The 13,867-nt window shown below is 62.8% G+C and carries 12 protein-coding genes; 6 read left to right on the top strand and 6 right to left on the bottom strand.

Annotation, left to right across the window (positions count from 1 at the left end; genetic code table 11):
* Positions 1–421: 421 nt before the first annotated feature.
* From ACYQ47_RS06415 to ACYQ47_RS06395, 5 genes are all read left to right on the top strand, one after another.
* Complete coding sequence (locus ACYQ47_RS06415) at positions 422–1,159, top strand: SDR family NAD(P)-dependent oxidoreductase (RefSeq protein ID WP_250493007.1); 738 nt, start codon at positions 422–424, stop codon at positions 1,157–1,159.
* A gap of 67 nt (positions 1,160–1,226) precedes the next feature.
* The gene (locus ACYQ47_RS06410) at positions 1,227–2,888 is read left to right on the top strand and encodes a rhodanese-like domain-containing protein (protein ID WP_459904803.1); all 1,662 of its coding nucleotides are present in this window, start codon (positions 1,227–1,229) and stop codon (positions 2,886–2,888) included.
* Positions 2,885–4,096 (top strand): LLM class flavin-dependent oxidoreductase, encoded by a 1,212-nt coding sequence (locus ACYQ47_RS06405; protein ID WP_459904801.1) that lies wholly within the window; start codon positions 2,885–2,887, stop codon positions 4,094–4,096. The genes ACYQ47_RS06410 and ACYQ47_RS06405 overlap by 4 nt, the downstream gene beginning before the upstream one ends.
* The gene (locus tag ACYQ47_RS06400; RefSeq protein ID WP_459904799.1) at positions 4,093–5,424 is read left to right on the top strand and encodes an LLM class flavin-dependent oxidoreductase; all 1,332 of its coding nucleotides are present in this window, start codon (positions 4,093–4,095) and stop codon (positions 5,422–5,424) included. The genes ACYQ47_RS06405 and ACYQ47_RS06400 overlap by 4 nt, the downstream gene beginning before the upstream one ends.
* Before the next feature lie 32 nt (positions 5,425–5,456).
* Positions 5,457–6,695 carry an SfnB family sulfur acquisition oxidoreductase gene (locus ACYQ47_RS06395; RefSeq protein ID WP_459904797.1) on the top strand — a complete coding sequence of 413 codons (1,239 nt, stop codon included), beginning with the start codon at positions 5,457–5,459 and terminating at the stop codon, positions 6,693–6,695.
* Between the two features lie 37 nt (positions 6,696–6,732).
* Here the strand turns inward: ACYQ47_RS06395 and ACYQ47_RS06390 are convergent, their stop codons facing one another.
* From ACYQ47_RS06390 to ACYQ47_RS06365, 6 genes are all read right to left on the bottom strand, one after another.
* Positions 6,733–7,731 (bottom strand): ABC transporter substrate-binding protein, encoded by a 999-nt coding sequence (locus ACYQ47_RS06390; protein WP_459904795.1) that lies wholly within the window; start codon positions 7,729–7,731, stop codon positions 6,733–6,735.
* Between the two features lie 30 nt (positions 7,732–7,761).
* Complete coding sequence (locus ACYQ47_RS06385) at positions 7,762–8,541, bottom strand: ABC transporter ATP-binding protein (RefSeq protein ID WP_250466340.1); 780 nt, start codon at positions 8,539–8,541, stop codon at positions 7,762–7,764.
* Entirely contained in the window at positions 8,528–9,436 is a 909-nt protein-coding gene (locus ACYQ47_RS06380) for an ABC transporter permease (protein WP_250466342.1), read from the bottom strand. The genes ACYQ47_RS06385 and ACYQ47_RS06380 overlap by 14 nt, the downstream gene beginning before the upstream one ends.
* A gap of 126 nt (positions 9,437–9,562) precedes the next feature.
* Positions 9,563–10,933 carry an LLM class flavin-dependent oxidoreductase gene (locus ACYQ47_RS06375; protein WP_459904793.1) on the bottom strand — a complete coding sequence of 457 codons (1,371 nt, stop codon included), beginning with the start codon at positions 10,931–10,933 and terminating at the stop codon, positions 9,563–9,565.
* An 11-nt stretch (positions 10,934–10,944) separates the two neighbouring features.
* Entirely contained in the window at positions 10,945–11,892 is a 948-nt protein-coding gene (locus tag ACYQ47_RS06370) for a TauD/TfdA dioxygenase family protein (protein ID WP_250493015.1), read from the bottom strand.
* Positions 11,893–11,937: 45 nt separating this feature from the next.
* Positions 11,938–12,954 carry an ABC transporter substrate-binding protein gene (locus tag ACYQ47_RS06365; RefSeq protein WP_459904791.1) on the bottom strand — a complete coding sequence of 339 codons (1,017 nt, stop codon included), beginning with the start codon at positions 12,952–12,954 and terminating at the stop codon, positions 11,938–11,940.
* A 260-nt stretch (positions 12,955–13,214) separates the two neighbouring features.
* Here ACYQ47_RS06365 and ACYQ47_RS06360 point away from each other — a divergent pair, with 260 nt between their 5' ends.
* Positions 13,215–13,853: an NADPH-dependent FMN reductase gene (locus ACYQ47_RS06360; protein ID WP_459904789.1), complete on the top strand. Its 639-nt coding sequence runs from the start codon at positions 13,215–13,217 to the stop codon at positions 13,851–13,853.
* Positions 13,854–13,867 lie beyond the last annotated feature (14 nt).

Raw genomic sequence — 13,867 nt, 5'->3', positions numbered from 1 at the left:
TTTCACGATGCTGACATGGGCCAACAAGATGAGCATCGAAGTGCCGGCAAAGCTCAAAGCGTTCTACGAGCGCATGCGCGAGCGACCCGCTGTCAAGCTCGCCCTCGAACACGAAGGCATTTCGCTTTGAACCTGACCATCTAACCAAATACGAAATCAGGTAAGAAGCATCGTTGAAATGATCGGTTTGCGATGACCGCAAGCAAGGCGAAGATGGGCGACTCCGCTTTCGAAACACTTCGTCCATGCTCCTTTCCGCCATCGCCACCAACACACCGGGGCGGCGCGCATGAACGCGTTGCCCCGGCGCCTGCCCGCCTCGTTCCCTGACGTTTTCCGCGAATCTTCGGCCGGTCGCCTCGACAACCGGCTGTGTGGGCGCGCGCGCCGCGTACTTTCCAACCATTCATCGGAGTAAGCCATGAGCAGCACATTCAAGGACCAGGTTGTCTGGGTGACGGGCGCTTCCGGCGCGCTGGGCGCGGCCACCGCGCGCACGCTCGCCGATGCGGGCGCGACGGTCGTCGCATCGTCACGCAGCGTCGATGAGCGATTGTTCGCAGCGTCGCCGAACGTGGTCCCGCTCAAGGTCGACATCACCGATGACAAAAGCGTGAAGGCGGCGTTTGCGCAGATCGAAGAGCGCTTTGGGCGCCTCGATGGCCTCGTCACCAGCACCAACGTCTCCACTTTCGGCGACTTCCTCGAACTCACCGACGACGACTGGCAAAGCGTGATCGATGCCAAGCTGCTCGGCTCGGTGCGCCCGATTCGCGCCGCCTTGCCACTCTTCATCAAGCAAGGGCGCGGCGCGATCGTGGCGATCTCAGGACGCGGCGGCATTGCGCCGCCGCCGAATCATTTCCCCGGTTCGAGCGTAAACGCGGCTATCGATCTGCTCGTGCAAGGTCTCGGCCGCCGCTACGGTCCGCAAGGCGTGCGCGTGAATGCCGTCGCGCCCGGTCCGATCCGCTCGCCGCGCTTCGATGCGCTCGCCGGCGCGCAAAGTCAGAACGAGCCCACGCGCCTGACCGCGCTCGAAGGCCCCGGCACGCCGGAAGACGTCGCGGCCGCGGTCGCGTATCTGCTTTCGGACGATGCCCGTTTCGTCACCGGTTCGCGTCTCTATGTCGATGGCGGCGGGCCGCCCTACGCGTAACTCGTAACGCGTAACGCATAGCGCCCGATTCGCCGCGTCAACCGAAACCCATCCAAGGACCTTCTTCATGTCACGTTTCGTTTCTCCCGCGCAATTGCGCACCCTGATCGCTCAACACAATGAACTCGCGGTGCTCGACGTGCGCGAAGAAGGCGTGTCGTCGAAAAAACGCCTGTTCTATTCATCGGTCGCGCCGGTCGGACGCCTGGGTCTCGTGATCGATCGGCTCACTCCACGGCGCGGCACGCCCGTCGTTCTCGTCGATGCCGAAGGCGCCGAGGACGGCTATGCGCAACGCGCCGCCGCATTGCTGGCGCGCTGGGGCTACACGGACGTGTCGATTCTGGATGGCGGCGTGGAAGGCTGGGCGCGCGCCGGCTTCGAAATTTTCAGCGGCACCAACGTGCCGGGCAAGGCGTTCGGCGAACTGATCGAGCATCGGCTGCATACGCCCAACATCGACGCCGAAACGCTTAAGGCGCGTCAGGATGCGGGCGACGATCTGGTCGTGCTCGACTCGCGCCCCTTCGGCGAATTCAACAACTTCAATATTCCCGGCGGCATCGACTGCGCGGGCGCGGAGCTGGTGTATCGCGCGCTCGCGGCGGCGCCTTCGCCGGATACGCTGATCGTCGTCAATTGCGCCGGGCGCACGCGCAGTATTCTCGGCGCGCAATCGCTCATCAATGCGGGCGTGCCGAATCCGGTCGCCGCACTCACGGGCGGCTCGATGGCTTGGCTGCTCTCGGGCCTCGAACTCGAACACGGCGAGATTCGCACCGCACCGCGTCCCGAAGGCGCAAGCCTCGCGACCGCGCGCGAACTTGCGGCGGCCGCCGCGCGCAAGGCGAACGTGCCCGTGATCAACGGCGAAACGCTCGCGGCGCTCGAACGCGAAAGCGGCGAGCGCACGCTGTATCGCTTCGATGTGCGCGATCCGCTCGAATACGTGGCGGGGCATCCGGCAGGCTGGCGTTCGGCGCCGGGCGGTCAACTGGTGCAGGCGACCGACGAGTACATCGCCACGCTGCATGCACGCGTGGTACTGCGCGACGACGATGGCGTGCGCGCCCGCATGACCGCGTCGTGGCTCAAGCAACTCGGCTATCTCGATGTCCGCGTGCTCGACGATGCCGCCAGCGCCGCCCTCACCCACGACGCGCTCGAAGCCGGTCCCGAGCCGTTGCGCGTGCGTCCGCATGGCGCGCGCACGCGCTGGATCGAGCCGGATCATCTGCAACGCGCGCTCGATGCCGGCCGCGCGCAAGTGATCGATATCGACGCGAGCATTGCGTATCGCAAAGGCCATGTGCCGGGCGCGCGTTTCGTGGCGGCAAGCGCAGTGGAAGACCACCTGCGCTCGGGCGTTTTCAAGCGCGATGCGCCCGTCGTGCTGACTTCGGAAGATGGCTTGCTCGCCGGACTGGTCGCCGCCGAACTCGCGCCGCGCTGGCCGGAGATCGCCGCGCTCGTGGGCGGCACGGCGCGCTGGAGCGCGATTGGCTTGCCGCTCGAAACCGGCGACGCGCACAACCTGACTGGCGACGACGACGCGTGGTATAGCCCGTATCACGTCGAGAAGGAACGCGTGGCCGAGCAAATGAATGCGTACCTCGCGTGGGAGCTGCAACTGGTCGAACAGGTGGAGCGCGACGCGATTGCATCGATCAATGTGCTGGACTTCAAGACGGCCACGGACAAGCGCAGCCGCGAACGCCTGGCATCATGACTTCACCGACGATACGCCCTGTCTTCGACGGTTCGACGAGTCCCGCCGACATTCCCGGCAGCGCGCTTCACGGCGCGTTTCAGCAACCGTTGATGCTCGGCCTCTTCTTGCCGATTCAGAACGGCGGCTGGTCCATCTCGACCTTGCCGCGCTCGACCGACTGGCGCTTCGACTACAACTCGCGGCTCACGAAGACAGCGGAAGCGCTCGGCTTCGATCTGGTCTTCGGCCTCGCGCAATGGCTTGGCAAGAACGGGCATGGCGGCGCGCTCAAGTATCGTGAGCAATCGCTCGATGCGTTCATCGCGACGAGCGCGCTTGCCGCCGTCACCGAGCGCATTTTGCTGATCTCGACGGTGCATGCGCTCTATGGTCCGTGGCATCCGCTGCATCTCGCCAAGTTCGGCGCGACGCTCGACCATATCTCGGGCGGACGCTGGGGCATCAACCTGGTGACGGGTCACGTCAAAAGCGAATGGGCGATGTTCGGCCAGCCGATGATCGAGCACGACACGCGCTATGAACGCGCGGCCGAATTTGTCGCCGTGCTCGATTCGTTGTGGCGCAGCGATGCGAATCAGAACATCGATTCGCCGCACTGGCAGTTGCAGGACGCGTTCGTGAGTCCGCGACCGCGCTTTCATCGGCCGGTGCTCGTGAATGCGACCGGGTCGCCCGCGGGGATTGCGTACGCGGTGCGTCACTCGGACCTGATCTTCATCACGAGCCCCGCAGGCGCGGATTTCAACGACGCCATCGGCGCTCTGCCTGCGCATACCGCGACCATTCGCGAAGAGGCTGCGCGGGTGAAACGCAACGTGCGCACGCTCATCAATCCGACCATCGTATGCCGGCCGACCGAACGCGAGGCGCGCGAGTATCGCGATGCCATCGTCGCTCACGCCGATGAAGGCGCGCTCGATGGCTTCGTCGGCCAGCACGGCCGCAGCGACGCGAAGGCGTGGGCGAATCACAAGCGCGAGCAGCGCATTCTCGGCGGCAATCTGCATCTGATCGGCTCGCCCGAGCAGATCGTCGATCAGTTGCTTGCATTGAAGCGCGCCGGTTGCGATGGCGTGCAACTCACCTTCTTCGACTTCGAACCGGACCTCGCGTATTTCGGCGAGGCCGTGTTGCCGCTTCTCGTCGATGCGGGCTTGCGACTGCCCGTGCCCGCAGCGAACTCCTTACCTAGGACGACGTCATGACCAAACATCGCCAATTGCATCTGAACACCAACATCACGGGCGTCGGGCGGCATCCCGCTGGATGGCGCACATTGGACAACCCGCGCGCGATCATCGACTTCAAGTTCTTTAGGGAGATTGCAACGACAGCGGAGCGCGGCAAGCTCGACGCCGTGTTTCTCTCGGATGCGCTCGCCCTGCGCAATCACGCCGAAGGTCCGCAGCAATCGTTCGAACCCACGGTGCTCCTCACCGCGCTCGCGGGCGCGACCGAGCATGTCGGTCTCATCGGCACGGCATCGACCACGTTCAACGATCCGTTCAATCTGGCGCGGCGCTTCGCATCGGTCGATCACCTGAGCGGCGGGCGCGTCGCGTTCAATGCCGTGACGACCTACGACGCAGCCGCCGCCGCGAATTTCAGCTTCAACACGCCGCTTTCCACGGAAGAGCGCTATGCACGCGCGCAAGAATTCGTGGATGTGGTGACGAAGCTCTGGGATAGCTGGGAAGACGACGCGCTCGTCGCCGATCCGCCCACGGGACGTTATGCGGACCCGTCGCGCGTGCATGCCATCGAGCATCGCGGTCAGTACTTTTCGGTACGCGGCCCGCTCAATGTGCCGCGCAGTCCGCAAGGAAGGCCCGTGCTCGTGCAGGCGGGATCGTCCGAAGGCGGACGCGCGCTTGCCGCCCGTTTCGCCGATGCGGTCTTCACCGCGCAAACCACCTTGCCGAGCGCGCAGGCGTTCTACAAGGAGATGAAGGAACGCGTGGCGCGGCATGGGCGCAACCCCGATCACTTTCTGCTGTTGCCGGGCCTGTATCCGGTGGTCGGCGGAACCGAACAGGAAGCGCGCGCGCATAAAGCCGAACTCGATGCGCTGCTCGACACCGACCGGGAAGTCGCGCGCCTGGCAGGCGCGCTCGGGCTCTCGCCGGACGATCTGCATATCGACAAGCCGCTGCCTTATGAGCGCATCGAAAAGGTCGTGCGCTCGGACTTGCCGCGCGGCTTCATCGACTCGACGGTTGCGCTTGCCAAGGCCGAAAACCTGACCGTACGCGAGTTGCTCGATCGCAATCCGGGCGCGCATCGAATCATTGTCGGTACGCCCGAGCAGATTGCCAACGACATCGCGCAGTGGTTCGAGGAGCGTGGCGCGGATGGCTTCAATCTCAACGCGGATGTGTTTCCGAGCGGCCTTGCGGCGTTCGTCGATCACGTCGTGCCGCTCTTGCAGCGCAAAGGCATTTTCCGCACCGATTACGAAGGCACGACCTTGCGCGAACATTATGGTTTGCCGCGTCCCGACAGCCAGTATGCAAAGAGGCGCGAGGCCGCCTGATCTTTTATCGTCCGAGCCTCTAAGGGAGTTTCATGTCTTCTACTCTGGATCAACCGACTCGCGCGCAAGAAGCGCATCGCATTCGTACCGATGCAGAAGCGCTGGAAACGGCACAACGTCTCGAACATGCGTTCGCGCAGGAAGCGTCGGAGCGAGATCGCGAGCGGCGCTTGCCGCGTGAAGAACTCGAAGCGTTTAGCGCATCGGGACTGTGGGGCATCTCGGTTCCCAAGGCATTCGGCGGCGCGGATGTTTCCGTATGGACCATCGCGCAGGTCTTCGAACATATCTCGGCAGGCGATCCATCGCTCGGCCAGATTCCGCAGAATCACTTCGCCAATCTGGAACGCCTGCGGCACGACGGCACGCCTTCGCAGCAGGCGTTTTTCTTCGAACGCGCGCTTGCAGGCGAGCGACTCGGCAATGCGACGGCCGAACCCGGCGATCGCTTGCCGGGCTCGCATGAAACACGCGTGCGGCGCACGACGCGCGGGCTCGTCGTATCGGGCAAAAAGGTGTATTCCACAGGCGCGCTCTTCGCGCACTGGATACCCGTCGCCGCGCGCGATGACGATGGCTCGCCCGTGTTCGTCTACGTGCCGCGTCATGCGCGCGGCGTCGAAGTGATCGACGACTGGTCGGGCTTCGGGCAACGCACGACTGCAAGCGGTCGGGTGCATATCGACAATGTCGAAGTGGACGCGGTGCAAGTGGTGCGTCGCGAGCCAGGCGGCGAGATCGATACGGGCAACGCGGTTTCGCAGCTGATTCATGCGGCGATCGACTTGGGTATCGGCCGTGCCGCGCTCGATGAGACGAAGCGCTTCTTGCGCACGCTTGCGCATCCGGCACGAGGAAGTGGCGCCGCACATGCCACGGACGATCCGTTCACGTTGCGCGATATCGGCAAGCTGACCGTGGACCTGCACGCTGCGCGCGCGTTGACCGAGCGCGCAGCGGTGTTGATCGAAGCGGCGCGTGTGCCCGGTTCAGCGCGTGACAAAGTGAGCGCGGCCATCGTCGCGACGGCGGAAGCCAAGATTCTCACGACACACCTCGCGCTCGATGCATCGAACAAACTCTTCGAGCTTGCAGGCACGCAATCGACACGGGAAGAGCATAACCTCGACCGCCACTGGCGCAATGCGCGCACGCATACGTTGCATGACAGCGTGCGCTGGAAGTATCACGCGGTGGGGCAGTATGCGCTGAACGACTTGCTGTGCGATCCCTTCAGCTACGCGCATCCTTATACGGCGGTGAAGGAATGAACAAGCGGGCGTGTTCTGCGCACGCCCGCTTCAGGCATTATCGCGCGGCGACTGCTTGCGAATCGAATACCGGATTGAACTCGATATCCACCTTGATGTTGTTCTTGATATCGCCGGACTTGTAGAGCGTGTCCGCAATCTTCTGCTCGCGCGCGACAAGCGTCTTGTCGAGCGGATAAAACACGGAGCGTCCATTTTCCGCCGAGAACTTCGCTCGTGCCGGCGACTGCTTCATTTTCTCCGCATAGATCTTCTCGACGGCCGGCACGTTCTGCGCCCACCACGTCCACGAGCTCTTGAGACGTCCCAGGAAGTCACCGATGGCCTTGCTCTTCGCGGGATCGCGCAAGACATCGGTGCGGGCCGCGAACACCGAGAGCGCGGGGATATCCAGTTCGTCGCTCTTGACGATCACGCGTGCATCGCCCTTGTCGACCGCTTCCTTCACCGGACCAAAGCCGCCCGAATAAACCGACACCTGTCCCGCGTTGAAAGCGGAAGCCGACACGTTGCCATCGCCGAACTTGACCGCTTGGAAGTCCTTCGGCTTGAGATCGGCCTTCACATACGACAGCACGTATTGCAGATAATTGAAGCCGCCGAAGTTGTAGCCCCAGGTCTTGCCGCGCAGGTCCGCGAGCGTCTTCACGTTGGCTTCCTTGCGAACCACGGTGACGATAGGCGGATACGCGTTATCCGGGTTGCGCCATCCCGCGATGATCTGCAAGGGCGCGGTCTCCGGCGTCCATGTCTGACGCGCATTCCCCTGTTCGATGATGAGCGAGGTATCGCCCATCAGACCCACGTCGAGCACTTTCGAATAGAGCGCGGACAGTTGCGCGGCGGGTCCCGTGAGCACGGCCCACTTGACCTTGTACGGCGCGCCATCCAGCACGTGCGATGCCTCGACGATCAATGGCCACGCGGCATCCTGCGTGCCGATCTGAATGGTGAGCGGCTCTTCCGCGAACGCCGAAGTCGATAAAGCGAGGGAGCCCGTAATGAAGAGTGCGGTTAAGCTTTTCTTGATGCGCATGAAGTGAGTGGTCGGTTAAGGAAAGGAATGTCAGGCCGCGCTTGCTGTCGCGGCTCGTTGTGGTTCTTCTGTCGTCACGCCGAGCGCTTCGAGCAGTTTTGTTCTGAGTGCTATGGCGTTGGCGTCCGCACGCGAACGCGGCCGCGGAAAGTCCACGGTGAAGTCCGCGCTTATCTCGCCTTGCGACAACACGACAATGCGGTCCGACAAGAGAATGGCTTCGTCGATGTCATGCGTCACCAGCACGACCGCCGGCGTATGCGCGCGCCACAAGCGTGCGACGAGGTCGTACATGCGGATGCGGGTCAATGCATCGAGTGCGGCGAAGGGTTCATCGAGAAGCAAGAGACGCGGCTCGCGCACGAGCGCTCGGGCCAATGCGACGCGTTGCGCTTCGCCGCCCGAAAGCGTCTTTGGCCAGCCTTCCGCGTGACTTGCAAGACCCACTTCGTCGAGCGCGGCGAGTGCGTCGTTTTTTGCGGCGCCCAACCTGTCATGGCCGATGACGACGTTCTCCCACACGCGCCGCGCCGGCACGAGACGCGGTTCCTGAAACACGACGGAGCGCGCATTCGCCACGCGCACGCGTCCTTCATCGGCCTTGTCGAGGCCCGCGAGAATACGCAGTAGCGTGGTCTTGCCGGCGCCCGATGCGCCGAGCATCGATACGAATTGGCCGCGCCTTATGTTCAGCGATACGTCCTTGAGTACTGCACGTCCGCCGAAGCGACGGCTCACGCCTTGCAATTCGAGTGCGATTTCACGATGATCGCGTACGTTCTTCAAGGCATCGATATCAGGCGAGTTCAAAGCGCGGCCTCCACGGAAGCGCGACATGTTCGAGACCGCGCATGATGAGATCGGTGAGAATGCCGAGCGCCGCATAAACCAGAATGCCCGCGATGATGATGTCCGCGCGCTGGTTCTGGTTCGCATTGACGAGGATGTAGCCAATGCCGTTCTGTGCGTTGATCTGCTCCGCGACGACGAGCGCAAGCAGCGCCACGGCGGACGCATAGCGCAAGCCGACGAGTATGGAAGGCAGCGCGGTCGGCAGAATGATGCGCAACGCTACTTGCCGGCTCGATAGCCCGAACACGGTGGCCGCTTCGAGCAGCTTGGGATCGACACCGCGCACGCCCGCGTAGGTGTTGAGGTACATCGGGAAGATGGTCGCGGCGAGAATGACCGCGATCTTCGCGCCCTCGCCGATACCGAACCACGTGATGAAGAGCGGAATGAGCGCGATGAATGGAATCGTGCGCAACATCTGCAAGGGCGCATCGACGACTTCTTCGCCTACGCGCCACAGTCCCGCGAACAAGCCCGCAATCAGGCCGATCCCGCCGCCAATGGCAAGGCCGGTCGCCGCACGCGCAAGCGATACGCCGATAGCGCTCTGCAATTCGCCATCCGCGACGAGTTCCTTCAATGCAGCAAGAATGACGGTCGGCGGCGGCAGCGTTTCGGGCGCGATGAGTTGCAGCGACGACACGAGTTGCCACAGCACGACAATCGCAATGGGCACGCCCACGCGCAAACTGCGCGAGCGGATGAGCTTCCAGTTCAGTGTCGTGGTACGGGCACGTTCGCGTGTGGGCAGTTCGACCAGCGTCTGTGCGCCGGATGCGCGTGGCGCGGGCTGTTCGAGCGGCGTGCCCGGATCGAGCTCGAGTGTCGCCGAGGAAAAGCGAGGGGCATTCATGGGCATTCTTCGAGTGAGAAAGAGAACACCCGATACTACGTTCGTGTTTGCCCCACGCAAACCAACGGTTTGCCAGATGCTATCCAAGGATCGCGCAATATCGTTTTGCGCGCCGCTGGCTCACGTTCAGGCGAGATCCGTGCTGGCTTCCTCTTGCGTCACCGCATAGCGAGAGCGCGGTCTTTCGAGACCAAGATGATCGCGCAACGTGCGCCCTTCATAGCCGTGTCGGAAGAGCCCGCGCCGGCGCAATTCAGGCAGCACCAGTTCAATGAAATCATTCAGCGAATCGGGCAGCAACGCGGCCATGACGTTGAAACCATCCGCCCCGTAATTGACAAAGCGCTCTTCCAGCGCATCCGCAACCTGCACCGGCGTGCCGACGATTTGCCAATGACCGCGCGCGCCCGCAATGCGCAAATAGAGCTGACGTATGGTCAGATTCTCGCGGCGCGCCAGGTCGATCATCAAGCCCTGGCGGCTCTTGCTGGCATTCGTTTCCGGCAAATCGGGAATGGGTCCGTCGAGCGGATAGCCCGAGAGATCGAAGCCGCCCGTGAGCGTCGAGACCATCGCTAGGCCGACCACGGGATCGATCAATGCCTGCAGTGCGTCGAACTTTTCGCGTGCTTCTTCTTCCGTGCGTCCGACTATGGGCATGACGCCCGGCATGATCTTGAGCGATTCGGGACCACGTCCATATTGCGCCATGCGTCCCTTTACATCGGCATAGAACGCAACGGCATCTTCGAACGTCTGCTGCGCGGTGAAGATCACTTCGGCGGTGCGCGCGGCAAGCGCCCTGCCCGCTTCGGACGATCCCGCCTGCACCACGACCGGATGTCCCTGCGGCGCACGCGAAACGTTCAGCGGACCATGCACCTTGAAAAACTCGCCGCGATGGTCGAGCACGTGCCGCTTGTCGGGATCGAAATACCGGCCCGATGTTTTGTCGCGCACGAAGGCGTCGTCGTCCCAGCTATCCCACAGGCCCGTCACCACTTCGGCGAATTCCTCCGCGCGTTCGTAACGGTGTGCATGCGCGAGATGCTGATCGAGATTGAAGTTGCGCGCTTCATGCTCGCTCGACGAAGTGACGAGGTTCCAGCCCGCGCGGCCGCCGCTGATGTGATCCAGCGACGCGAACTTGCGCGCGATGTGATAAGGCTCGTTGAACGATGTCGATGCCGTACCGACCAACCCGATGCGCTCGGTCACGGCCGCGAGCGCGGACAACAGCGTAAGCGGCTCGAACTGCGCGACATAGCTGTGCGCGGTGCGGCTCAGGAACGCGGCATCGTCGCCGCGCGTGCCGGAGCCATCGGCGAGAAAGACGAGATCGAAGCTCGCCGCTTCCGCTGCCTGCGCGAGCGCTGTGTAATGCTTGAAGTTGACGCCGGCATCCGCGACGGCATGCGGATGACGCCACGCGGCAATGTGATGTCCCGTCGGATAAAGAAACGCGCCCAGGCGCAGTTGTCCGCTTCGTTTTGCCATGGCGTCGTCGATCAGTTGAGTGCGACAGCGGCCGCGGCACCCACCGGCGAGCCTTCGATTGCCACCGATGATTGACCGTCCGGTCCCACTGGAATATCGCCGACAAGCGTCGTGCGATATAGCTGTCGATCGAAATCCAGATCGAAGATATCGGTCGGCGCGAGATGCGCGGTCGTGCGGTTATCCCAGAACGCGATGCTGCCCGGCTCCCACTTGAAGCGCACGGTGAATTCCGGCCGCGTCACGTGTTCCCACAGCAGTTCGAGCAACGCCTGACTCTCGCGCGGCGCAAGACCCGCGATGTGCTTGAGAAAGCTCGGGCTTACATACAGCGCGCGTTCGCCGGTTTCAGGGTGCACACGCACGAGCGGATGCTCGCTCACGAGCGTGTGCTGGTCGACCGCTTTCGCGAAAGCATCGGTGCCGGCGGCGCCTTGCGGCGGCGCGAAGCGATGCACGCCACGCAGGCCATCGACGAATGCGCGCAGCGGCGCCGAGAGCTTTTGGTACGCGGCCACGAGGTTGGTCCATTGCGTATCGCCGCCATACGGCGGAATGGTCACGCCGCGCAAGATGGATGCATACGGCGGATTCACGGCAGCGGTGACGTCCGTATGCCAACCGGTCCACGGACGCAATACCGACTGCCCTTCGAAGCGCGTGGCCTTGCGGAACTTGGAGATCGAATAAATCTCGGGATGCCCGTCCACGTGACCGAAGACAGGGTGGCCCACCGTCAATTGGCCGAACTGCGCGGAAAACGCGACATGCTGTTCATGACTCAGGAATTGCTCGCGAAAGAACACCACGCGCCACTTCAGAAGCGCGTCGCGAATGGCCTTGACCTCGTCCTTCGACAAGGGCCGCGTAAGGTCGACACCGCTGATCTCCGCACCGATATGCGCGGACAACGGCTTCACTTCGACACGCGCTGCGTGTTCGATGACGGCTGCGTTCATATGCCTGTCTCCTGATTGATGTTGATGCCGGCGCGGATGCTCGCGTCAACTGCCTTGCGCATTTGCATCGTCCACGAAAAAGTAGTCGCACCAGGACTTCGGTTCATGATGAATCACGCCTACGCGATAAAGAAAAGCGCCTAATTGCAGCGTGTTTTGCGGCGTCGTCGTGAAGCTCACGTCTTTGTCGCCGAGAATGCGTGCGACGAAAGCGGGCGTGAGTTTCGACTCGTCCTGACGAAGATAGATGGCTGCGGCCTGTTGCTTGTCGCTCGTAACGAGCTTTGCGGCATCGACAAGTGCGGCGCGTACGGCTGCATAGGTCTTCGGATTGTCCTTGCGCCATTTCTCCGATGTCACGACCACGCTGCCCGTCGATGGACCGCCGAAAATGTCGGTCGAGCTGATGACCTTGTGGATCTTCGGATCGTCGAGCTCCTGATACTGATACGGCGCGTTCGAGAAATGCAGGTTGATGACCGAGTTGCCCGAGAGCATCGCGGTGGTTGCATCGGCATGCGGCATGTTCACTTCGAAGCGGTCGAGTTGCGCGTAGTTCGCGTCGCCGTATGCCTTGGCCGATGCCATCTGCAACAGCCTGCCCTGCTGCGAGACCGCGACGGAAACCACCGCGATGCGGTCCTTTTCGCCGATATCCTTGATGCTGCGAATGCGGGGGTCGTTCGAAACGAGCACGACCGGAACCGAGCTTTGCGCCGCGATTGCACGGAAATTCTGGTGACCTTGCGTGCGGTCCCAGATCGTCATGAGCGGTCCGATGCCGAGCGTGGCGATATCCGCCGCACGCGAAAGCAGCGCTTCGTTCACGGCCGCGCCGCCGGAGAGCGTGTGCCATTCCACGTCGATCTTGATTCCGGCGCGCTCGCCTTCCTTCTCGATGAGCTTCTGGTCCTTCACGACCTTCAGCAGCAGCGAGCCGATGCCGTATTGATCGGCGACTTTCACTTCGCCTTCAGCATGCGCGCATTCGAAGGGAAGCGCGATCGATGCGATCAGCGCGAGCGCGGCCATGCTGCGATTGCTTGAGCCTTTGATCGTCATGCGGGGATTTTTGCCGTGGATTCGTCGCGCCAAGACGATGAAATGTACAAGCCGTCTCGTCACGCGCGAACCAAGAAAACGCCATACGGTTATCTCCGTGCGAGATAAGGTGCGCGGCACGGCACTTGCACATGCTTACTGAATATCCTTAGCGCAAATCATGCGTTCCGATACGCACGTTCGCTGGCTATCATGTTTAGTCTGTCGGCTCGCCGTAAAACGAACGCGCGCGCTGCTTTACCTTTCATGGAGCGTTCACCTTGACTCGAAACACCTCATCGCGTCAGCCGCTGGTCGTCGGTATCGGCGGAACGACGCGGCCGGCATCGTCGACCGAGCGTGCGCTGGCTTTTTCGCTGCGCGGCGCACAGGAATCCGGCGCGCGCGTGCAGTTGTTCGGCGGCGCGTTCCTGCATAGCCTGCCGCACTACGCGCCTGAGCATCGCAATCTGACCGACGAGCAGCACGAACTCGTCGAGGCGGTGCGTATCGCCGACGCAGTGATCATCGCGACGCCGGGCTATCACGGCGGCATCTCGGGGCTGGTCAAGAACGCGCTGGATACGCTGGAAGAGCTGCGTGAGGACGAACGCCCTTATCTGGATGGGCGCGCAGTCGGCAGCATCGTGACCGCTTACGGATGGCAGGCAGCAGGCACCGTGCTGACGTCGCTGCGTTCGATCGTGCACGCGTTGCGCGGCTGGCCGACGCCTTTCGGTGCGACCGTCAACACGCTTGAAACGCGTTTTGAAACCGCCGATACGTGCTCCGACCCGAAGGTCGTCGAGCAGCTGCGCACCGTGGGCCGTCAAGCATCGAGCTTTGCGCTCGCATTCGCCGCGCACGATAGCGACGCTTATCACGATGTCGAACGACGCGTGGCCGTCGCGCAGAGTTAAACGACGTCGCCTTA

The sequence above is a fragment of the Caballeronia sp. HLA56 genome, from assembly GCF_054655155.1.
The sequence above is the reverse complement of the archived record's forward strand: the minus strand, read 5'-3'. Positions and strand labels throughout refer to the sequence as shown.